The 22,993-nt window shown below is 48.1% G+C and carries 13 protein-coding genes and 1 pseudogene; 6 read left to right on the top strand and 8 right to left on the bottom strand.

Features of this window, described 5'->3' with window-relative positions:
- Position 1 precedes the first annotated feature (1 nt).
- Both AC0THY_RS04110 and AC0THY_RS04105 read right to left on the bottom strand, forming a co-directional pair.
- Entirely contained in the window at positions 2–1,024 is a 1,023-nt protein-coding gene (locus AC0THY_RS04110; RefSeq protein WP_489993203.1) for a substrate-binding domain-containing protein, read from the bottom strand.
- A gap of 40 nt (positions 1,025–1,064) precedes the next feature.
- Complete coding sequence (locus tag AC0THY_RS04105; protein ID WP_489993202.1) at positions 1,065–1,844, bottom strand: DeoR/GlpR family DNA-binding transcription regulator; 780 nt, start codon at positions 1,842–1,844, stop codon at positions 1,065–1,067.
- A 679-nt stretch (positions 1,845–2,523) separates the two neighbouring features.
- On the opposite strand from AC0THY_RS04105, the pseudogene AC0THY_RS04100 reads away from it, so the two are divergent.
- Positions 2,524–3,691: pseudogene (locus tag AC0THY_RS04100) on the top strand (IS110 family RNA-guided transposase).
- A gap of 239 nt (positions 3,692–3,930) precedes the next feature.
- On the opposite strand, the gene rhaM reads toward AC0THY_RS04100, so the two are convergent.
- The 5 genes from rhaM to AC0THY_RS04075 form a co-directional block, all read right to left on the bottom strand.
- Positions 3,931–4,242, bottom strand: a complete 312-nt coding sequence (gene rhaM, locus AC0THY_RS04095) for an L-rhamnose mutarotase (RefSeq protein WP_489993201.1) — start codon at positions 4,240–4,242, stop codon at positions 3,931–3,933.
- Between the two features lie 120 nt (positions 4,243–4,362).
- Positions 4,363–5,547, bottom strand: a complete 1,185-nt coding sequence (locus AC0THY_RS04090) for a rhamnose ABC transporter substrate-binding protein (RefSeq protein ID WP_489993200.1) — start codon at positions 5,545–5,547, stop codon at positions 4,363–4,365.
- A gap of 137 nt (positions 5,548–5,684) precedes the next feature.
- On the bottom strand, positions 5,685–6,695 hold the full coding sequence (locus AC0THY_RS04085) for an ABC transporter permease (protein WP_489993199.1): 1,011 nt from the start codon (positions 6,693–6,695) through the stop codon (positions 5,685–5,687).
- A 2-nt stretch (positions 6,696–6,697) separates the two neighbouring features.
- Positions 6,698–7,699, bottom strand: coding sequence for an ABC transporter permease (locus AC0THY_RS04080; RefSeq protein WP_489993198.1), 1,002 nt, complete (start codon positions 7,697–7,699; stop codon positions 6,698–6,700).
- Positions 7,699–9,225: a sugar ABC transporter ATP-binding protein gene (locus tag AC0THY_RS04075; RefSeq protein ID WP_489993197.1), complete on the bottom strand. Its 1,527-nt coding sequence runs from the start codon at positions 9,223–9,225 to the stop codon at positions 7,699–7,701. The genes AC0THY_RS04080 and AC0THY_RS04075 overlap by 1 nt, the downstream gene beginning before the upstream one ends.
- A gap of 203 nt (positions 9,226–9,428) precedes the next feature.
- Between AC0THY_RS04075 and AC0THY_RS04070 the strand changes: the two genes are divergently transcribed.
- Positions 9,429–11,003, top strand: coding sequence for a response regulator transcription factor (locus AC0THY_RS04070; protein ID WP_489993196.1), 1,575 nt, complete (start codon positions 9,429–9,431; stop codon positions 11,001–11,003).
- Positions 11,000–13,780 (top strand): histidine kinase, encoded by a 2,781-nt coding sequence (locus AC0THY_RS04065; RefSeq protein WP_489993195.1) that lies wholly within the window; start codon positions 11,000–11,002, stop codon positions 13,778–13,780. The genes AC0THY_RS04070 and AC0THY_RS04065 overlap by 4 nt, the downstream gene beginning before the upstream one ends.
- Positions 13,781–13,866: 86 nt before the next feature.
- Here the strand turns inward: AC0THY_RS04065 and AC0THY_RS04060 are convergent, their stop codons facing one another.
- Entirely contained in the window at positions 13,867–15,339 is a 1,473-nt protein-coding gene (locus AC0THY_RS04060) for an ABC transporter substrate-binding protein (RefSeq protein ID WP_489993194.1), read from the bottom strand.
- 173 nt (positions 15,340–15,512) lie between these two features.
- Here AC0THY_RS04060 and AC0THY_RS04055 point away from each other — a divergent pair, with 173 nt between their 5' ends.
- The 3 genes from AC0THY_RS04055 to AC0THY_RS04045 all read left to right on the top strand — a co-directional run bounded on the left by AC0THY_RS04055 (position 15,513) and on the right by AC0THY_RS04045 (position 22,949).
- Positions 15,513–17,114 (top strand): response regulator transcription factor, encoded by a 1,602-nt coding sequence (locus AC0THY_RS04055; RefSeq protein WP_489993193.1) that lies wholly within the window; start codon positions 15,513–15,515, stop codon positions 17,112–17,114.
- A complete protein-coding gene (locus AC0THY_RS04050; protein ID WP_489993192.1) occupies positions 17,104–18,780 on the top strand; it encodes a sensor histidine kinase in 1,677 nt (558 codons plus the stop codon). The genes AC0THY_RS04055 and AC0THY_RS04050 overlap by 11 nt, the downstream gene beginning before the upstream one ends.
- 434 nt (positions 18,781–19,214) lie before the next feature.
- On the top strand, positions 19,215–22,949 hold the full coding sequence (locus AC0THY_RS04045) for a glycosyl hydrolase (RefSeq protein ID WP_489993191.1): 3,735 nt from the start codon (positions 19,215–19,217) through the stop codon (positions 22,947–22,949).
- The last annotated feature ends 44 nt before the right edge of the window (positions 22,950–22,993 follow it).

Here is a 22,993-nt window from a genome sequence, read left to right as displayed (position 1 = left end):
TCTAATTTAAAAACTCTTCCGCATTTTCCCCATCGATAATGTACGGCTCTATGTATTTCTCTTTCGGGATCTCTTCGCCTTTTATGGCTTTCACAGCGCTCTCAATCATGGCCTGGCCGATTCCCTCAGGGTCTTGAGCCACGTCCGCAATCCAGGTCCCCCCCTTTGCTATCTCATTGACCGCCTCCGGGTTTCCATCGTATCCTATAACCTTAATATCCTTCCCCGCGCCGTTTATGATTGTGTAGGCACTCATTGCCGCCGGATCACCCACTGCGAAAATCAAATCCAAATCCGGATATTTCAGCAAGAAGTCCTGGGTAATCGCGGAGGCCTTTTCCGCATCTCCCTGGTAGTTCTGCTCATCAACCACCTCGATATTATCTGTATTCGCCTCCAGATATTCCTTACAGCCCTCGGCGCGCAGCACGCAATTTTCCACATCATCGTAAGTGATGATTGCTGCCTGTCCGCCCTGCGGCAATGCCTTGGCAATATACTCCCCGGCCAGCCTGCCGCCTACATTTTCATCCGTCCCGAAATGGCACAGAGAATCTCCGTCTGACTTGGTAAAAGCTGTGAGCAGAGGGATGCCCGCCTTATTTGCCAGCTCCAGGCAGCTGTTGCTCCCGGCAGTTGAAACCGGGCAGATGATGATGGCATCCACCTTCTGGGTGATAAAGTCCTGCACCTGGGACAGCTGCTTGTCACTGTCTGTGTCAGCGTCCACAAAGATGCCCTTCACCCCCAATTCGTCACACTTTTTCTGCATGGCCTCTTCCACCCGGTTGTAAAACACATGGGTCCTGGTAAAAATGGAGATTCCCAGGGTAATGTCCTCATTCACCTTGTCCTCTCCCGCTTCACTCACTGCCGCCTCCACAGTTTCGCCAGCGCTCTGCGTTCCTGCTGTCTGCGTCTTAGTATCCTTTGTTTCCCCTTCCCCTGCACTCTGACACCCAGTAAAGCTTGCCAATGCCAAAGCTGCTGCAGCTATAAAACCGCCGATTCTTCTTAACTTCATCTTCTTCTCCTCCATCTGTACATTATATGTTTTGTTCTGTCTACTGCTCTACCCCAACCGCTTCCACATGCCCTCCTCTCTCAATAATTTTGGATTTATAAGATTCTCCAACCCCATCATCTGTGATGATCAGGTGCAGATCTTTCAGTTTACACACACAGTATAAGGAATTTGTCCTAAACTTGCTGCTGTCCGCCAGTACATAGTTCTTTCTCCCAGCGCTCATCATGCATTGCTTCATCCTGCACTCCTGCATATTGGGCGTGGTCAGCCCGTGTTCCACACTCAGATTGTTGGTGCCCAGAAAGGCCCGGTCCACACACATGTTTTTTACCATATCCTCACCAAACATGCCTACGCAGGATAAAATATTAGATCGGACGCTTCCACCCACAAAGATGATCTCCGCCTTGTCACACCCGATCAGCTCCCTGGCCACATTAAATGCGTTTGTGATTACCGTTAGGTTTCTCTTGCTGCCGGTGCGAATCCGCTTCGCCAGCTCCTGGGTTGTCGTGCCAGCGTCCAGGATCATGGTCTCATTGTCTCTGATCTCCTCATAAGCTCTCCTGGCGATGGCACGCTTTTCGGCTATTCTCTCCTTTTCCTTCGACTCCTGACTCTGCTCAAAGGCAGTCTCCTTAACCTTCACAGCACCCCCATGGGTTCTGATCAGCGCCCCGGCGTTGCTCAGTTCATTCAAATCTTTCCGGATGGTAACTTCTGAAACGCTGAACAGCTCACACAGTTCATCAACGGTCACTGAATTCTTTTCCTCCACAAACCGCAGTATCTTTTCTTTTCGTTCTTCAATAAACATGACTTTATTTCCTCTTCGTTTCCTTTTATATTCTTTTATTTCATTTCGTTTTCCTTCGTTTTTTATATCATATATAAGTTTTAATCATTTGTCAAGTAATTTTGTATATTTTTTAAAATTATATTTTAATATTTTTGTGCATTATTTTTAATTCGTAACATTATTTTCTTTCGTTTTTCTATTGCTTTTTGACTGCATGTAGCTTTTTTAAGTAAAAGTCCTGTTTTTCTATGTCATTGCTTTCGTTTTATTCTTTATACACTTTCGATATTATTTTTTCGAAGCTCCTTCACTTGATCGAGGGCATAAAAAAGAATCCTGCGCGCAGGATTCTCCGCCTGCGGCGGGGCTGCCCCGGCAGCCATCTTCCACTCCGCCGCAGTGCGATCCCGCCCGGAGGGCTTTTTATATCATAGGGAATTCCGAAGGACTTTCCTCGTATGTTAAATTATTATTAGTTCCCCATTCTGTTCTTGAATGAGTATACTGTTTATAGACACTGTGGATTAGTTGAACTTTCCTAACGCTTTGACGTTTGAGCATAGGCTCTAACCACGGTTGTCTGCTTTAATGTTAATCAGTTAGATAACGCATGACGTTTTATTTCGCACGAGGCTACATAGCAGGCAGTTCTGTGGGTTCTCCATACAGTGTCAATACATTGCAAAGGAGCATTACTATGATCTGCATTGGTATCGATATTTCCAAAGATAAGCATGACTGCCTTATCTCTAATTCTGATGGTGATATTCTATTTGATAACTTTACCTTTTCTAACTCTCTGGAGGGATTTGAATTACTTTTTTCTCGTATCCAATCCTGCTCTGACAATTTCTCCCAAATGAAAATAGGGCTGGAAGCAACCGGTCATTATAGCAACAACATTACAGAGTTTCTCGTTAACAAAAATCTTCCTATTTTCATTATCAATCCGTTACATACCAGTCTTTACAGAAAAAGTCTAAGCTTTAGAAAGACTAAGACGGATAAGGCCGATGTTCACTCTATCGTATCAATGCTTATGACGCAGAAGCTTACGCCCTACGTACCTGTATCATACCATAGAAAAGAACTCAAGTCACTAACCAGATACCGTTTCAATCTGGTGCAGGATTGTTCTGTCTTAAAAGTCTCTTTTTCAAGACTTATGAATATTATCTTTCCTGAGTTAGAAAAGATTGTTCACCAATTACAGGTGAATTCTGTGTATCAGCTTATGTCTGCATATCCTGATGCTGCTGCTGTTTCAAATGCTAATCTGACACATCTTACAAATCTTCTCCGGAAATACTCCAAAGGACACTATGGCCGGGAGAAAGCTATTGAAATACGCAATGCCGCAATGCAGTCCATTGGAACCAGTGATGGAATACTCAAGCTTGAAATGCAGCAGACGATTGCCCGTATCAGACTCCTCCGAGAGCAAATCAGCATTGTTGAAGTAAGAATCAAGGATATCATCAAGGAAAGTGATTCTCCATTCATTACAATACCTGGCATTTCCTACATTACTGCGGCTATGATCCATGCTGAAGTTGGTGATTTCTCTAATTTTTCATCGGCCGAAAAAATACTTGCCTTTGCTGGAATGGAGCCCTCCATTTATCAATCAGGCCAATATACTTCGACTCATGCAAAAATGGTGAAAACGAGGTTCCAAATACCTGCGGTATGCACTCTTTACTGCCGCTAAAAATGTTGGCAAATGGGACAATACGTTCAAGGAGTTTCTTCAGAAAAAACTCTCTGAGGGAAAGCACTACAATGTGGCAGTATCTCATGTAGCCAAGAAGCTGGTCAGAACTCTATACAGTATGGAAATACATCATACTGCATACAGCAAGTAATTTTTTTCTTATAACATACTTCTCAAAGCAGCTGTATAGGTGCTTTATTTGTCATGCAATTATCAAGGTTCAAAAAAACATATTTAACTAACTTTCAAAAAAACACTTGACATAGTTAGTCTATGATATAAGAAAAAGCGGGAAACCGTATGGAATTCTCCATACAGGATTCCCGCCTTGTGACAGCTGGCGTTTTTGTATTTCACTTCAAACAGAAAGACAATTTTTAATGAATATCTTTAATCCAGGTGAAATACCGTCTTTAAATCCACACTAACCGGGCTGTTGTCCGGATTGGTCTCCATGATATCTGCCATAAAATCCCACCATTTCCGGTTGATGGCTGTGTCAGCGCCTTTTGCCCACAGCGCCTCATCCTCAATCTCTATGTATCCAAAGAGCGTGAGAGTCTCTCTGTCCAGAAAGATGGTGTAATTTTTTCCGCCGTGCTCGTGGATCATGTCCTGCATCTCAGGCCACAGCTCGTTGTGGCGTTTCTCATACTCCGCCTCCTGTCCTGGGTAGAGCTTCATTTTAAATCCCTTTACCACTTGTATTCCCTCCTTATTCCAAAAAGCCCTCCGCCGAAGTTGTCTTCAGCGAAGGACTCTTTTACTATGTTATTATAAGTGTTGGTTTTATTATGTCCGTATGCATTGAGTCCGTATATTTTAGTATACAGATGCCCACTCTTCGATGTTTGTAGAATCAAACTTGAACGGTGCACCCAGGATGATCTCTGTGCCGCCATCGGAAGCCTCAACGATTGTGTAAGGGCTGTTCTCCATGTCGCCAGCTTCGAAGGTCTCACCAGCTGCGCCTGTGATGGTTCCGTCTACCAGTGCGATGGATGTGTAAGCGCCAAGTCTTCCTACATCGATCGGGTTCCACAGATACATATACGGGCAGGAATGAGCGTCGTCATCGCCGATGTACTCTTTCATCTCAGAAGGAAGTCCAAGACCTGTCAGCTTAACAGATGAAGCTTTGTCCTGAAGAACCTTAGCTGCTGCGTTGATACCTACCGTTGTGGGTGCGCAGATTACTTTCAGATCCGGATATTTCTCAAGCAGAGCCTGAGTCTGGTCTGTAGATTTCTGGGGCTCGTCATCACCGTAAGCAACTTCTACTAACTCCAGTTTGGAGTATTTCTCGTCGCCTTCCATAACGGACTTCATAGCCTCGATCCAAGCGTTCTGGTTTGTAGCCTGTGATGTTGCGGAAAGGATAGCGAACTGTCCCTCGCCGCCTGCGATATCCAGTACAGCATCCATCAGAGCCTGGCCGATTTCCTGAACACCAGCCTGGTTTACGAATGTCTGACGGCTCTCAGCATTTACTTTAGCGTCAAGGCAGGATACTTTGATACCAGCGTCCATAGCCTCTTCCAGAGCTGCCTGGAGAGCGTTCTCGTCATTACCAGCGATACAGATAGAATCTACACCCTGAGAAATCAGAGACTGGATAACGGATACCTGAGCGTCAGCTGTTGCCTGCTCCGGATGTTTTACGATGCAAGTTCCGCCTAAAGCTTCGATTACTTCCTGGAAGCCTGCTGCTTCTCTCTCGTTGTATGGGTTACCTGCTGCCTTTGTTACAATTGCGAAAGTTTTTCCAGAGATGTCCCCGCCTGCTGCCTCAACTGCCTCTGTTGCTGCTGTTTCACCGGCCTCTGTTGCTTCTGTGTCAGCTGCCTCCTGAGCTTCTGTTGCCTCTGTCTCAGGTGCTGTTGTAGCCGCCTCTGTTGCTGCGGGTGTTGTTGCCTCTGTTGCTGCGGTATTGCTGCTTCCACATCCAACGATCATGCTGGATACCATAGCTGTGCAAAGTAACGCACTAATCACTTTCTTTTTCATGTTATTTTCCTCCTCTACATGAATTGATAGTTTTATACTAAACACCTTACGATGTTTGTATCAGATAATGTTGTATCTTGACGTTTTCGTCAACAAATTGTATTATATCACATCTATATTGTTTTTAGAATATTTACTTACCTTTTTTCTGCAACTTTTCGTGCATTTCCGATCATCGCTATGATGTTCGGGAGCAGAACTGCGATAATCAACAGTGCGCCCAGGATGATCAGGATGATCTGCGGATTCATGTTGATCAGACCAAGTCCGATACGCAGGCACATGATAATAAATGCGGAAATGATTGCTCCGGGCATCTTACCCTTTCCGCCCAGGGTGGAGACACCGCCGAACACTGCCATTGCGATAACATCCATCTCAAAGCCGTTTCCGGTTGTGGTATTCGCTCCGTAAAGTACGCTTGTCAGGAACAGTGCACATATACCAGCCATCAGACCGGCCAGTGTGTAGCAGATCAGAATGATCTTATTTACATGGATACCGGAGTACTGTGCAGTTACACGGTTGCTTCCGATTGCGTAGAGCTTTCTGCCAAAGGTAGTCTTATGCAGCACAATCGCAAAGATGATGGCTGCGATGAGTACCAGTATAAACACATATGGAACAGGGCCGATCTTTCCAGCCAGAACCTTGAATCCCTTTGTATCCTTCAGGGATACGGAGCCACCGTTTCCAAGAGCAATCTCAGCGATACCGCGGAAGATGATCTGTGTAGCCAGGGTAATGATCATAGTAGGCAGTTCCGGGAAACTCGTCTTCACCAGACCATTGATAAATCCGCATACGATTCCAATTATGATGCAAAGGATAATTGCAAGTCCTAATGGTACCCCTGCATTGGATGCCAGACAGGTTAAGGTAGCTGACAGGCAGACAATGGAACCTACGGAGATATCGATCTCACCCATGATCAGAATATAAGCCATGGGGAACATAATAAACACTTCAGCCAAATATTTAGGCATCTCACGAAGTACATTTGTAACCTTATAGTTCGGAGAAAGGAATACGCAGAAAATATTCACCGCGATAAACAGGACTACTAAAAATCCTTCCCAGCTAAGCACCGAACTCTTAAAAGCATTCTGCGGTGTAGCGGATATTGATCTTCCAGATTTTCCAGCCATAATTACATCTCCCTCCTCTTCAGATTGTTCTTGTCAACCGAACGCTGCATCATTACGTTCATGATGATAACTACCATGATAATGACACCCTGTACGGTATTCTGTGCGATGGAATCAATACCAACCAGAGGCAGAGCCTTGTTGATAATGGCCATGGTCAACGCACCAAGGAATACACCTACTACTGACCCGCGGCCACCGCTCATGCTGACACCGCCGATTACGCAGGCAGCGATAACATCCATTTCCTGTCCGTACATCATGTTTGGCTGTGCGGAGGAGTAAACGGCTGTTGCCAGCGCTCCGCAGAGACCACAGAGGGTTCCCATTACCGTGTATACTCCCAGTTTGATACGGCTGGTGTTGATACCGGATACGGACGCAGCCTCAATGTTGGAACCTACCGCATAGACCTTGCGTCCGATGGTGGTCCACTTCATGACAATAAAGAATATTATGTAGATCACAAGAGCGATCATAATTACATTGTTCAAAATTCCAAATCCCAGATATTTTTCCAGTGCGAAGTTCTTGAAATCACCCAGATCCGCTGCACTTGCCCACTGGTTATTGGAAATCACATATGCCAGACCTCTGTAGATGTACATGAAGCCCATGGTGGCAATGATCGGAATCACGTTTCCTTTTGCAATAATCAAGCCAATGATCAGTCCGCACACCAGACCGATGCCAATGGCGATTAAAAACAGTAAAAAGGTGTTTGTTACCTTGCCGTATTTCAGGAGAAGTCCAACTGTCATACCCGTAAACGCACAGGTGGATGCAATTGAAATATCAATACCGCCGATCAGCAGTACGTTCAGCATACCAAGTGCCAGTATCATAATAACCGCGTTGTTCTTCAGCATATCCATGATGGATGTGGGTGTTAAGAAGGACGGGCTCTTGATCTGAATCAAAATGCTCAAAACAATCAGCACAATTGCCAGGATCGCCTCACGGGAGCTGGTAATTTTTTTAATAATGGATTCTTTCTGCTGCATTATTTACCTGCCTCCTTTACACCTTTTGCTAAATTGGTTTTTGTCTTTTCCATTGCGAATTCCAGGATTCTCTCCTGTGTAGCCTCTTCTCTGGAAAGCTCTCCGGTCACTTTACCGTTGCACATTACCACGATACGATCGCTCATGCCCAGGATCTCCGGCATTTCGGAGGAGATCAGGATAACTCCGTATCCCTTCTGTGCCAGCTGGCCCATGATATCATAGATCTCAGCCTTTGCGCCAACGTCAACACCCTTGGTGGGCTCATCCATGATAATTACCTTCAGATCCTGCACCAGCGTCTTGGCAACCACTACCTTCTGCTGGTTACCTCCGGAAAGTGAACTTCCGGGGTCAAAGATGGTAACTGCCTTTGTGTCCACCTCTTCCAGATACTTCTTAGCGGTCTCGCGCTCTTTCTTCTCATCCAGCCATCCGTGCTTTGCGTAATTCTTCAGCGTGGATAGTGTTACGTTTCTTCCCAGTCCCCAGGTCATGATCAGACCTGACTTTTGACGGTCCTCCGGAAGAAGGCCTATCCCTAAGTCCATGGCATCGGAAGGCTGTTTGATCTTCACTTCCTTGCCCTCCAGGTATACCTTGCCGGATTCCAGCTTGGTGATACCAAACATGGCTTCCACTACCTCGGTACGTCCGGCTCCAACCAGACCGGTGAGTCCTACGATCTCACCTTTATGTACATTAAAGGATACATCCTTGAAATAACCTACTCTGTTGAGTTTTTCTACTCTCAGAACCTCCTGGCCAATCTTTACATCCGGCTTGGGGAACAAGTCTTTGATCTCACGTCCAACCATGGCCTTGATCAGATCCGCATTGGTGATCTCATCCACATTGTAAGTGCCGATGTACTGGGAGTCACGGAATACGGTAACTCTGGTTGCCAGACGGTACATATCTTCAAAACGGTGGGAGATAAAGATAATGGAAGCTCCCTCGTCTCTCAATTTCTCTGCAATCCTGTACAGCTTTTCTGACTCATTCTTTGTAAGGGCTGCGGTGGGCTCATCCATGATGATGATTCTGGCCTTCATGGAGAGTGCCTTTGCGATCTCAACCATCTGCTGCTGGGCCACACTCAGGGTACCCATCTCAGCGTTTGCCTTGAAGTCCGCATCCAACTGCTCCAGAAGCTTGTTTGCCTCCTCATTCATCTTTTTCCACTGAATCATACCATTCTTCTTAATCTCATGACCCATGAAAATATTTTCTGCTACGGTCAGGTCAGGATAAGCAGTTACATGCTGGTAAATTGCAGCAATACCTACTGCCTGTGCATCCTTAGGTCCTTTGAAATCAACCTTCTTGCCATCCAGGTACATTTCGCCTTCTTCTGCTTTATGTACACCGGTAATTACTTTAATAAATGTAGACTTTCCTGCGCCATTCTCACCCATGAGCGCATGAATCTCGCCGGGCTTTAACTGAAACTGTACATTGTTAAGTGCCTTTACACCAGGAAAGATCTTTGTGATACCTCTAAGTTCAAGTACATACTCGGACACGGCTTTTCTCCTCCTTGTTTATTTCTAATGAAATCTTAACATTTTATGAATAATCTGAAAACAGTAAAATATTTGGAAACAGGGTAAAATATTTTTCAATTTACATTTTGATGCAATTGCTTTTTACCCACAGGTTTGCTAGAATGGGGTTTAGAGTACAAAAAAACCCCCTAAATGACATAGATCTTACAGGAGTTTATATAATGAAATTACTGATTGTAGATGATGAAGAACTGACCAGAATCGGTCTCATTGAATCCATCAACTGGTCTGAACTGGGCATTACAGAAATTTTTCAGGCGGATGATGGACAGCACGGGCTGTCCTGCGCCCTGAAAAACAGGCCGGAGATTATTCTCTGTGATGTGCGTATGCCCCGCATGGATGGGATCAAAATGGTTGAGAGCTTACAGGAACTTCTGCCGGATACGGTGGTGGTGTTTATGAGTGGCTACTCTGACAAGGAATATCTGAAAGCAGCCATTAAACTGAAAGCCATCAATTATGTTGAAAAGCCATTAAACCTACAGGAGATCCGGGATGCGGTTCTGGAGGGGATTCAAAATTATAACCAAAAGCAGAAGAACCTGCGCAGTGAAACCTGGCAGCAGCTGGAAAATTCCTCCAAGCTGGCTATGCAGCTGACACTTCCATATGAAAAGAACTCTGCCATCATCAGCCAGCTGTGTGATACCCTCTCCCTCCAGGAGGCGGAGAGCGCTGTGTTCACTACTTTCCTGATAAAAATTCCTCAGAGTGGCCAGATAGACGAGGAGAGCCACCATAATCTTTCCATGGCTCTGGATGTTTTTCTGGCTGCCTACCACCTTTCCTCTCTCATGGTGGAGCGACACCAGCTCTACATTGTATTCCACGTGTACGGCAGTGCGGAGCCTTCCACAAGAGTTTTGAATGAGATCTCCTCCTTTCTCCAGAATCAACTGTCCAAATATGGAAACTACTTTATCTGCAGAGGAGAGCGCGCCAATGGCATTTCCAGGGCTTATCAGTCCTATGAAAGCGCTGTCATTTTAATGCAGAGCAGCTTTTTCTTTGACCCCTGTACCCTGCTCTGCTGTGAGATATTGGGCAGAAAGAAACCTTCGGAGGAGATTACTTCTTTCTTCTCCCATGACTACGCCGTGGACCTCTCCGATGCCCTGGCCTTTAAGGACAAAGAAAAGTGTGATCAGATACTAAAAGAGCTGTACTGCTTTTTCTATAAGAACGCTGAGGTGCTGTCAGACCAGGCCCGGGATATTTATTATAAGCTCTTTACCGTGCTCCAGGATATGCGCAAGAAGATGAAGGTGGCGGATGAACCATCAGACGCAAAAGGCCCGGCCACGCTCATCAGCTACCTGGAACAGTTTCATTCTTATGGGGAGCTGCATCAGGCCCTGATATCCAAGGTGGACTACTATTTCTCCCAACTGGACAACCAGGTGGAAGAAAATTCCACCGTGTTTCTTATTAAAGAGTACATCAGCAAAAACTTCCAGCATGAGAGCCTCTCAGTGAAGGACATCAGCGAATATGTGTACCTTTCGGCCTCCTATGTGTGTACGCTCTTTAAGTCCGAGACGGGCAAGACCCTCAACCAGTACATTACAGAATATCGCATGGAGAAGGCAAAACTCCTGCTTCAGGACCCCAGATATAAGATTGCTGACATCTCCTCCAAGGTAGGCTACAGCGATGGAAATTATTTTGGCAAGAGTTTTAAAAAGGCTGTGGGCCTTTCCCCCTCTGAATATCGGGAGAAGATGATAAAATGAAAAAACTGATTCAGAACATCAAAACCTTCTACTTAAATTTGCATCTGCAGACCAAACTGCTGCTCACCTATCTGATCATTATCAGTATTCCTATGATTTTGATTGCCGTTTTCCTCTACGGAAAGGTCTACGATATGATCGTGGCGGATACGATCCGAAATGAACAGCAGGAGTCATCAAAGACCGCGCCAGCTCTGGAGGCGGAGCTGGATAAGGTGCTCGCCAACAACGATACGATTCAAAACCTGCCCTTTTATGAGCAGCTGGTGGATGTAAAAAGTACCTTAACTCTAAAGGATCTGGAAAATTCCCCCCTGCTCTCCACCTTTACCAGCCAGACGGAATCCGTGGTCAGAAACGGTACGATACAGGCAGTACGGATTTATCTGGATCTGCCGGCCAACAAGGTGAAAGAGCTGAAAAGCGCCACCCATGGCATCTTTGATTCTCTCTCCAGCATCAACAATACCTATTGGAAGGGAATCTTTGCCGGATCGGGGGTATCTGCCCTGCACTGCCCCTCCTTTTATCTGAGTGACTCAGAGATAGCGAATTATGGGGACATGGCCTATATCTCAAAAAAATCGGTGCTCATCGGCGGCAAAAACTATAACTGTTACACAGCCATCTACTATTCCTCACAAATTTTGCTGGATATCCTGAACAGCAGCCTTCCCTCCGAGGGCAGCGTGGCTTATATCATCAATGACCGGGATGCAACCATCACAACTACGAACCCGGCGCTCTCCGGAACTTATTATCTGAACTATGCAACCATCCAGGATTCCTTCATGTCCTCCAACAATTTTTTGGAGAAGACGGTGGTGGATAAGAACATCTATGCGGGTATGTATAATATCAAGCAGCCTCAGTGGTATATGGTGGTGGTAATCCCCTCTAATCCGCTGATCCGCAAGAGCAACCTGCTGATGATGCAGTATCTGCTTCTGTTTGTGTTCTGTATCATCAGTGCGCTGATGATCGCAATCTCCCTGTCAAAGTCCATCACAAAACGACTCTCTATGGTGACGGGACAGATGGCGAAAGTGCGCACCGGGCCACCTATTCCCCTGAAGGAGTCGGATGTGCACGATGAGATCGGAGATCTGATCGACACCTACAACTATATGAGTACAGAGATGAACCAACTGCTCAAGGAGAGGGCTCTGGCCGCTGAGGAGCTGCGCATTGCAGAGTTCAACTCCCTTCAGGCTCAGATTAATCCACACTTTTTGTACAATACCATGGATATGATCAACTGGATGGCCAGTCAGGGCCGCACCAATGAGATCATGGATGCAGTGCAGAACCTTTCCCGGTTTTACAAGCTTACTTTGAGCAAAAGGGAAACCATCAGTACCATTGAGCAGGAGATTGAGCACGTAACCATCTATATCCGTCTGCAGAACATGCGCTTTCATGACAATATTGACCTTGTGGTAGATATCCCGGATGAACTGCTGGAATACCAGATTCCCAAGCTCACCCTCCAGCCTGTGGTGGAAAATGCCATTCTTCATGGCATTATGGAGAAGGAGGACAAGGCCGGGTGCATTGTACTCACCGGGTGGGTCGCCGGGGATGCCGTGGAACTGCTGGTATCTGACGACGGTATCGGAATCCCCCAGGAAAAGCTGGACAGCCTGCTGACCGGGGCGGGGCAGAGCAAGAAGGGCAGCAACATCGCCATCTACAATACCCACCACCGGCTGCAGGTGCTCTACGGAAAAGACTACGGCCTCTCCTACCAGAGTACTCCGGGTAAGGGGACGGACGTCTCCATACATCTGCCTGCAAAGAAAAAAGCGGATGATCTCCGCCACAGCACTATCATACAGGTGTCCGGCAAAACCATTCCAACCGATTTGCTCAGCTCCCCAGTCAGGCCACAGGCCCTGTTGGAGACAAATGTTAAGAATCCTGACAACACCTATGTGCTTCACAACATCCACCAGATATCAGACAAACTGCCTGCAAAGGAGCCTCTGTATATTCTAACTCACAATGTGACGGAGGATTTCCCCGCGCACACCCACAGTTACTTTGAGATGAGCTACTGCTGCCAGGGTTCTGTGATCAACCGCATTGACGGAGAGGATTTGATTCAGGCCGCGGGGGATCTCTATCTGCTGAATCCAAACGCAGTTCAGGCGGTCAAGAAGGATGAACCGGATTCTCTTCTGATCAATTTAGCCCTGTGGCCAGAGCTGTTCAACTCCTCCCTGAAGGAGTTTTATGACGCGGAGTCCCCACTGGCGCGCTTTCTGCACGGGGAATCCAGGCCCAGGACCAACTTTATCTATTTTCCTATGGGGCACAATGTGCGGATGCAGACCCTGTTTTCCTCCCTGATCCAGGAGTATTCTGCTGCAGACTTTCATCACAATGAAAAAACCGGAAGTCTGCTGATGCTGATCTTTGAACACCTGGAGGCCTCCAAAGAATACAGCTACTACGGCCCCAACCGTCAGACCGCAGAACTTCTCCAGTATGTGAGAAAGCACTGTATTGATGAGAGTATTACAAAGATAGCCTCAGATATATATGAATCTCCCCAGTCCCTGTCCGCCTATATGAAAAAGCATACGGGCCGGAGGATTGAGGACATTGTGGATGAGACAAAGCTGAATTTGGCTATGAAGCTGCTGGAAAATCCCAGTATGAATATCTATGATGTAGCTGCTGCCTGCGGATATCAGGACCCGGAATGCTTCTTTTCGCTCTTCCGCAAGAAATTCCACATTTCACCGGAGGAGTACCGAAAGCAGTTCCTGTAACGCGGCACTGTGGTTGATGATTGCCTTATCGGTTTAAAAGAAACCAGGCGCGAATGTCAAGTTAAGACATCCTCGCCTGGTTTCATTTAATCTTTTTTTCTGCTATTTTCTGCCCACTTATCCAACTGCCTCTGCTTTTCTCCGATGGCGTTATCTATTCCAGCCTCCCACAGTTTCTCCCGGAAAACGGAGAGCTCTGTGTCAGGGTCAACCATCCCCAGCTCCAGGGGAACCCGGTACTCCTGGATTACAGTCCTTATGGCTTCCAACTCCCCGGAAATCCCCCTCTTATCAAATATAAAACCATAGGCCTTGGAGTAGACGGTGGAATCCTCTCTCTTTCTCCGCTTCTCTTCATAATCTGTCCCCAGCTTGGATGCCGCCACCAGCAGGCTCTGGTTTCCTGACTGCCCATACTCTCTGTAATAGGTGCTTTTCCCAGTGACATCGTGCTGGTGGAGCATAGTTCCATCCTTTTGGATCTCGTAGTGCACTCCCTCGATACCGTACTGCAGGAGGTTTACGATCTCTGCATCCGTGTACATCAGGTTGAGCATCTGCATGGCTTTCTGGGGCACATTGCTCTTTGCCGGTATCACCCACTCAATCCGCTGAGCCACCGAGGAGGTTGCCAGACACTCTGTCATGGGGATCACCACTTTTTCCAGCTCTCCAGCCTCCAAATGGTCATCCAGGTTCAGCATCGTCACACACGCAAAGACCTTCCCCTGATTCTGCAGGTCTGTTCCGCTCTCCTGGGAGGTGAGTACTTCTTTTCTGATATATCCCTTCTCATACCATCTGCGCACCCGGTAAACCGCCTGGGTCCACGCGTCCGTCTCAAAGAGATTGACCACTTTCAAGGAATCTGGGACCTCCGGATCTAAGATACCGCTGGAACTGTCATTTAGCCCGTCCACATTCAGCATAGAGCTGGCCAGACTCCTGCTGACACTGTCCACCACCTGTATGTCCGGTTCATTTTTACGAACGATCTCAAAAACTTCATCCAAATCATCCCAACTCTTTATCCTTGAGATGTCTATGTCATATTTTTCCACAATATTCTTTAAGAGCTTGATTCCCACCAAATCTCCTGACTGCCTGTTAGAAGAAACCCCATAAAGTTTTTGGTCATACTCCCCTATGCGCAAGGTCTCCCCCAAGACTTCACGGACCCCCTGCCCATACTGCTCCAAAAGGGCATCCATGGGAACAAGCTGCTGTGCATCGATGAGAGTCCGTATCGTACCCGCCGCCCCTGAGACTGCAATCAGATCCACAGGTTCGCTGCTTCCCAGATACAGACTGTAGTTGGTTCCGCTGGTGATGGTGTGCAGATCCACATTCACCTGCAGCTTCTCCCTGGTGATCCGGCTGATGGCCTCCTCCACCAGTTCCTCATCCTTTGGAACCGAGGTGTCCGCCATGACCAAGTGAAGTGTCTCATATTGTGTCTCTGTCTCAACCCGGTCCATATCCGCTTTTCCTGTGCCTGCGCATCCCACACACCCTGCGATGCATACTGCCAATAGCTGTGTCATGAAAACTTTCTTCATCTCTTGTGTAATCCCAGTCTCTTCCCATTTTTCTTCATTATATCCCCCCTCTTTTCCTATTACAATGCTTTTTCCGTGATATTTATAACACTTTCTGACTTTCTTGCCTGCGGGAATTGAGAAAATAGTTCTTCTGTGATATGGTTAAGGCAAAAAAATAAGGGAGTGATTATATGAATATTCTCCTGGTAGACGATGAGGCAATCACCATTGAATTGCTTATGAGTACCATCGCATGGGATTCGTTTTCCTTTGATTATATCTATACGGCCTCCAGCGCTGCGAAGGCCAAACAGCTTTTGTCTGAAAACAAAATAGAAATCCTGCTCTGCGATATTGAGATGCCCATGGCCTCCGGCTTTGCTCTTTTGGAGTGGATTCGGCAGGAAAATTTAGCGGTGGAGTGCATCTTTTTGACCTGCCACGCGGACTTTTCCTATGCCCAGGAGGCTCTGAAGCTAGGCAGTATTGAGTACATCTTAAAACCCATCCAGGCCTGTGAGGTGGAGGCTGCCATCCGCAAGGCAGTGAAAAAGCACACAGAGACCTCCACTCTGGCGGCCCAGAGCAGATCCTGGCAGAAAAACAGATCCTACCTCTACCGGCAGTTCTGGACTGATCTGATTTCCGGCAGCATAGAGCCTGTGGAGGAGACCCTCTCGGCAGATCTGGAGGGCAGAAACCTGACCCTGGATCTGACGCTTCTGTATTTCCCGGTGCTGATCACCACCGTATTTCGCGATGCCTCGCCGGACCACGGGCTGCGCAGAAAACGGATTCATGTCTTTCACACTATGGCAAAGTCTGTATTTGCGCAGGCAGTGTCCCCATGCTACCCCATTTCCCAAAGCGACGGGACCCTGCTTATCATTCAGGAGATCCCTCCCTCCAAAGCCTCCTTAGCGGTATCGGAGGCGGAGGCTCTGTGCGAACGCTTTCTGGCCCAGGAAAAAGAGACGGAGGATGCGAAAAACTACTGCTATCTGGGAAGTCCCTGTGCAATCACTCGCCTGCCGGAGGAGGTGGAGAGTCTGCAGACCCTGTCCTATCAGAATGTAGTGCTGGACCATCAGATACTCAGATCCCACTGCTATGAGAGACTTACAGTTCCCACCTTCAACACGAATCTGGACAGATGGCAGGCGCTCCTGGAAGAACAAAACTTTCTGGGACTACACTCTGAGATCATCCGCTATCTCAGTCAGCCCCATATAAAACGTCAGATGGGTCCTGCCTTTTTGCAGCAGTTTTACCTGGAATACTACCAGATGCTGGTGGCCTTTACCTGCAGGCGTCAGCTGCTTCTGACAGAGATACTGCCCCCGGAGCGCTGTATCTCCCTCTCCGCGGAGGCGGTGCGTTCCTTAAAGGGGATGCTCTCGTGGATCAATTACAGTACACAGGCCATGGAGGACTATTTTTTAAGCCCCGCCGCCTCCACACCCGTCCAGAAGGTAAAAGAGTATATCGCGGACCATCTCTGCGAAAACCTGACGGTTATTGCCATCGCAGACCAGGTACATATGAACAGCAGCTATCTGACCAGAATCTTTAAAAGAGACACCGGTTATTCCATTCATCACTATATCCAGGAGCAGAAGATTCACCTGGCCAAGCAAAGGCTGGCCGCCTCCCCTCAGTCCATCGGTGAGATCGCCCTGGACTTAGGCTATCAGAGTTATGTAAGCTTCAGCCGGGCCTTCTCCAAAATTGTGGGTATGTCCCCAAAGGAATATAAACAACAACTAATGGGAGGAGCCCCTTATGAGAAGTAAACTTGCCGAAAAACTGCACTCTGCTGTGGTCTGGCTCTTCATCGCTCTGTTTCTGCTGTTGACACCCATGGTGATCTTTCTTTTGATCACCATGTCTCAGTCCCGCAGTCAAGCCATTGAAGCGGTTACCACAGCCTATGATACTCTGCTTCAGAATACCCTGACGGAATTGGAGGGCCAACTGACACAAATCCAGTATTTCTCTGAAAACGCAGTCTTTAACCAGTCAGATCCTAAGATTGTGGCCTACGCCCAGGAATCTCCGGACTCTGTCTATGCTCTGAACCGTATTTACCAGAACCTGTCCGAGGAATCCTTGCGCTACACCTGCCTGGGTACCCTGTTTTTGTACTTTCCTGACAAGGAGATCTTTACCAGCTACACCAGAAATACAGAGGGCCAGGATTACACAGAGGGTATGGAACAGTATGTGAAGGAGCGCATGGATGCCTCCTCCCTTCTCTCCATGGCGGTAAACTGGGAGATCGCATCCGTAGATGGAATACCCTGCCTATTTCATATGACCCGCAACAACTCTGTCCTGGCCGGCAGCTTCATTCCCCTGGATGTGCTGCGCGCCAGCCTTGCTGTCAACGGGGATTCCCCGGGAAGACTGGATATTTATCCCACAGACCGCACGGAGGAAAAGAGAAAGTCCGCAAAAAGGGAGGAGCTCTTTGTATCCGTGCCCTCCTCCCATAATTTCTCCCTGGGTTACTATATTGAGCAGAAAAAGCTGCTCTCGGGCCTCCCCTTTGTCAGCAAGCACACGGCAGCGATCAGTATCCTGCTTATCTTTTCCTGCCTGGGTCTTCTTCTTCTGGTCCACGTTCTCATTGCCCGCCCTATATCCAGACTTTCCCGGGCAATGGAGGAAATCCAAAGCGGAAATCTTGATTACCGGATTCCCCCTGTATCCGCTGCCACGGAGTTTCGAATGCTGAACCAGACCTTCAACGACACCATGGATGAGATCCGGTATTTGAAAATTGATGTGTACGAGGAGCACCTAAAAGCCCAAAAGTTCCAGTTAAACCTGCTCAGGCTCCAGATCAAGCCGCACTTTCTGATCAACTCCCTGAACATGGTCTACAGCCAGATCATGACAGGGCACCTGGAGGCTGCCCGTTCCCTGATCCTCTATACCATCGAGTACTTCCGTTTTATGATGAAGGTGGGGGAACATTTTGTGACCCTCTCCGACGAGCTGGACCACATCTCCTCCTACATTCAGATTCAGACCCTTCGCTATCAGGAAAATCTGGACTTTCACCAAACCATCGATCCCCTGACCAGAGACACCCTGATACCCCCCTTGTTGATCCACCAATTTGTGGAGAATTCCATAAAATATGGACTTTCCTCCGAACAAACTCTGGTGGTGGAGGTGACTGCCCAGTACCAGGAAATCTCTCTGGACCCTTTTATTAGAATCACGATACGCGACAATGGTCCCGGATTTCCCCAGCATGTCCTCACGGATCTCAACAGCGGAACTGCTGTGAAGGCAGCGGATGGCAGCAGGTTCGGCATCTGCAGCTACCTGGAACAAATGCGCTACCTCTATAAAGATATCAGCTGGAAATTCTCCAACCAGGGCGGGGCCTGTGTGGAACTCCTCTTCCCCATTGTGGCCTCACAGGAGGACTCAGAGCCCGGAGCATAATTCCTGAATCAATGAATGATCGTAACTATTCAACAGGTCTGCGCATTTACCGAGCTGAACAGGTTCAAACTATCTAAAAAAGTTGGATATTGATAAAAACGAGTTGGATATTGAGCAGATATTTCATTTAACCTCTTGCTATAATGAAATGGATTAAAATTCCGTATATTGCATTTCCTATCAAAAAGTGGAAAGGAGGTACCTGCATCTGGCAAAAAAGTGGTCTAGGCAAGTCAACACCCCCGCGGCAGTCGCCAACTAGCCGTGCAAGCACGGCTGTTTGGCTCGTTGCCCGCGGGAATAAAGGAAAGAAGCGGAATTTTATGGGAAGCTATGGCACCTGTTCAACAGGTCTGCACATTTACTGCGCTGACCGTAATAAAATGATTCAGAAGTGCAAAAAATGGAATATTTTAGAGGAGGAAGAGTATTTTATGAAGCGAAAAACAAACCATTTCAAGAAAACTCTGGCCACGGCGCTCATTCCGGCTATGGTCCTTTCCCCGGGAAGTCTGGCCGCTCTTGCAGCCGCCCCCCAGGAGTCACAGAGCAGTTTTATGGAGTCCCTGAGTGCTGACTACAAGGACCCGGCTCAAAAATTTCAGTCAGAGGCCCGCTGGTGGCTGGCTGAGGGGTCCCACACGGACGAAACCATCATTGAGGAAATCGAAACCATGCACGAGCAGGGATTCACCGGCTTTGAGCTGTGTATGCTCAATGAGTCCAAACTGGACTCTAACATATACGCCTACGGCTCTGAGGAGTGGAGTCATGACGTAAAGCTGGCCATTGAGACGGCTACGAAGCTGGGAATGTCCGTCAGCCTCACCAGCGGAACCAACTGGTCCACCGCAAACATAGCTGGATTGGACCCCAACAGCGAGGCCGCAGAGCAGGAAGTAGGCTACTCTATGGAAACCCTCGCCGCAGGAGCCTCCAAGAGCGGCGCATTAAAAGCTCCCGCTGTGAGAAGAGGTGTGGATGCCTCCACAGTAAAGCGCAGCCTGATCGGCGTCTATGCCTACCGGGTGACAAAAGAGGGCTCTGCCACCTACAGTGATCCCACTCTGATTGACCCGGACAACTGCATTGACCTGACCAAACAGGTCGCCACAGATCCCACAACCAAGGAGGAGACCCTAGACTGGACCGCACCGGATGACGGAGACTACATTCTCTACTCCCTGTGGCAGCAGGGAAGCTTCCAGAGCGCAAGTCCCTCCCAGAAGCCGGCTTACACCATCAATTACTTTGACATTGCAGGGGTGGAAGGGATCAAGGACTTTCTCTCAAATTATATTTTTGCTGACAAAGACCTGGTGGAAACCATCCGCAAGTCTGATGTACAGTTCTTCATGGACTCCCTGGAGATCGGAACCAGCCAGGGGGACTCCATGTTCTGGGCACATGACATGGCAGAGGAATTCCAGGCCAGAAAGGGTTATGATATCCGCCCCTACCTTCCTCTGTTTATCGGCACTACCAACCGCTGGAGCGTGGAGTATGCGGATGCTATGGGCAAATACTGCCTGAGCGATACAGCAGATACGGATGGCATGGAACTCACCAGAAAGATCCGGAATGACCTCTATGATGTGTACACACAGCTCATCCAGGAGGAAATGATGCAGCCCCTCAGAAAGTGGGCACAGGAGAACTACGGCATGGAGCTGCGCGCGCAGATTTCGTACGGAAGCTGGCTGGAGATCTCTGAGATGGGAATGAGCGTGGATTATCCGGAGACAGAGACCTTAAATCAAAAGGACCAGATTGACATCTTCCGCCTTTGGAGCGGCCTGACCCATATCCAGAACCAGACCCTCTCCTCTGAGACAGGCGCGATCGGAAGCATGAACTATGCGCTCTCCGAGCAGGACCTCCTGAGAATGTCCTACATCCAGTACGCAGCCGGTGTCAACCGCATCATCTGGCACGGACACTCCTCCTCCTGGGGACCGGAGTCCAGCATATCCTGGCCAGGATATGAGGGAATGTTCTCCTTCATTGCAGGACGTCTGGATGTGCGCGAGCCTAATTCCAAGGACTACGCTGAAATGAATGATCATATGGGACGCGTACAGCAGCTGCTGAGAACCGGTATCTCCCAGACTGACCTGGGAATCCTCTACCTGAAATACGGCGAGGGTATGCCCACCGGACAGTCCAAGTATGATCCCATGAGCGAGCACACAGGAATCAAATGGAAGGACATCACCCTCCAGGATGCGGGCTACACCTATGATTACTTTTCCCCGGCCTTCCTGGACAAGATGGAGTATGATCCCGCCAGCGGTACCTTAGGCGACACGGTGAATTACCAAGCGATCCTTCTGAATCAGGCAGAGCTCCCGGTAGAGTACGCCAAGACGCTTTTAGGTTTTGCGAAACAGGGCCTGAAGGTGATCGTGGTGGACGGGGCCGGTACCATTACCCCTTATAATGACGGAAAAGAGGCTGAGCTGGCAAAAGTCATGGCTGAACTGAAGTCACAGGACAATGTGATTGTTGTTTCCACGGAATCAGATGCCTATGCCGCCCTGCAGTCTCTGGATGTAAGACCCAGAGCTGAGTTTACAGAGTCCAACGCACAGATTTTGACACAGACGAGAAAAGACGGTGACAACCTGTACCTCTATGCCTATAATTACTGCAATGACAAATACTGCGGTCTGAATCACGGTTTAAACGCAGCCACTGAGATCAGCATGGACGGTCTCTTCATTCCTTACTCCATCAACTCCTGGACAGGGGCGGTGGAGAAGGTTGCAAACTACCGCTATGACAACGGCAGAACCATCTTTCCCATCAGCCTTGACTACAACGATGTGGCCCTCTATGCGTTTGAACCAGCAGACAGTGAGGAGCTCCATGTGGTATCCACCGATGCTCAGGAAGTACGCAGCGCTAACGGAAGCCTGGTGGCAAGAGCCACAGAGAGCGGCACATACACAGCAACACTCAGCGACGGCAGCACTTACTCCTGCCAGATAAGCGTACCCAAGGCAAGGGAACTGACTGACTGGGACATCACCGTGGAGGATTGGACACAGGGAGATAAAATCTACCGCAGCGAGAAGAGAAATACAACCGTCTACGATCCTGAAACGGACACAAGAGTACCCCAGGTTGTAGAAACCGTGGAAGCCAAGTACCAGACTAACAAGGATAAAATCTCTGTGAGCCGCAAGCGTTTGGCCACCTGGGACAAGATCCCTCAGATCGGCAAATCTGTCTCCGGTATCGGCTATTACCACACCACCTTTGACTGGGATTCAAGCTCTGCAAACGGAGCTTACCTGGACTTGGGTGAGTTCCCCCAGAGCGCAGTCGTTACAGTAAACGGAAAGAGCGCAGATCCGGTAAACGTGATGAACGCAGTGGTCGACATCTCTGGCCTGCTAAGGAATGGGGAAAACGAACTGGATATCACAGTGACCTCTACCCTGACCAACCGCCTGATCGCCATGGGAAGACTGTCAGAGCGCTCAGCAGGATACAATGATTACTACTGCGGTTACTTCTCCAACGGCCTGTCCTCCGTAAAACTGATCCCCTATGCGGAATCAGCCCTGGATCAAAGCAGCGTACAGCTCTCCAAGGAAGCCTCTCTTTTAAAAACCGTGGCGGATATCTACAGCAGTCTGAAACTGGACAGCTACACAGCAGAAAGCAGAGCTGCATTCCAGAAGGCATTGGCAGACGCAAACACTCTGCTGGCCGGCAAGAATGCATCCGCAAAGGATCTGACCGAGGCCACAACCGCTCTGATCAAAGCCGCCAATGCGCTGGCTTTGGATAACACAGAGATGAAAAAAGACATTGAGGAGACAAAAAATGCTGCCAAAGCTGCACAGGCTGAGGTAGAGAAGGCCAAGTTCTCCTCCGGCAAACCAAGCATAAAGAGCCTGAAGAGCACGAAGAAACACACGGTAAAAATGACCTGGAAAAAGGTCTCAAAGGCAGACGGATATGTGATCCAGTACTCTACAAAGTCTAACTTTAAGGGCAAAAAGACAGTCACCATCAAAAAGGGAACCACTGCATCCAAAGTCCTAAAGAAGCTGAAGAGCGGTAAAAAGTACTTTGTAAGACTGAGAGCTTACAAGACCTTTAACGGTAAGAAAGTATATACCTCGTACAGCACAAAGAAGAGCGTACGGGTGAAATAAGATAAAGAAAAGCTCTGCCGATAGTGATCAGCTATCGGCAAAGC

It is taken from the genome of Ruminococcus sp. 8Y-12 (assembly GCF_058119865.1).
This window is presented reverse-complemented; position numbering and strand designations above follow the sequence as displayed.

What these genes read in the sequence shown, in the direction of transcription:
- AC0THY_RS04110 (WP_489993203.1), bottom strand. Translation starts at nt 1,024, where the DNA reads ATGAAGTTAAGAAGAATCGGCGGTTTTATAGCTGCAGCAGCTTTGGCA.
- AC0THY_RS04105 (WP_489993202.1), bottom strand. Translation starts at nt 1,844, where the DNA reads ATGTTTATTGAAGAACGAAAAGAAAAGATACTGCGGTTTGTGGAGGAA.
- AC0THY_RS04090 (WP_489993200.1), bottom strand. Translation starts at nt 5,547, where the DNA reads ATGAAAAAGAAAGTGATTAGTGCGTTACTTTGCACAGCTATGGTATCC.
- AC0THY_RS04085 (WP_489993199.1), bottom strand. Translation starts at nt 6,695, where the DNA reads ATGGCTGGAAAATCTGGAAGATCAATATCCGCTACACCGCAGAATGCT.
- AC0THY_RS04080 (WP_489993198.1), bottom strand. Translation starts at nt 7,699, where the DNA reads ATGCAGCAGAAAGAATCCATTATTAAAAAAATTACCAGCTCCCGTGAG.
- AC0THY_RS04070 (WP_489993196.1), top strand. Translation starts at nt 9,429, where the DNA reads ATGAAATTACTGATTGTAGATGATGAAGAACTGACCAGAATCGGTCTC.
- AC0THY_RS04065 (WP_489993195.1), top strand. Translation starts at nt 11,000, where the DNA reads ATGAAAAAACTGATTCAGAACATCAAAACCTTCTACTTAAATTTGCAT.
- AC0THY_RS04060 (WP_489993194.1), bottom strand. Translation starts at nt 15,339, where the DNA reads ATGAAGAAAGTTTTCATGACACAGCTATTGGCAGTATGCATCGCAGGG.
- AC0THY_RS04055 (WP_489993193.1), top strand. Translation starts at nt 15,513, where the DNA reads ATGAATATTCTCCTGGTAGACGATGAGGCAATCACCATTGAATTGCTT.
- AC0THY_RS04050 (WP_489993192.1), top strand. Translation starts at nt 17,104, where the DNA reads ATGAGAAGTAAACTTGCCGAAAAACTGCACTCTGCTGTGGTCTGGCTC.
- AC0THY_RS04045 (WP_489993191.1), top strand. Translation starts at nt 19,215, where the DNA reads ATGAAGCGAAAAACAAACCATTTCAAGAAAACTCTGGCCACGGCGCTC.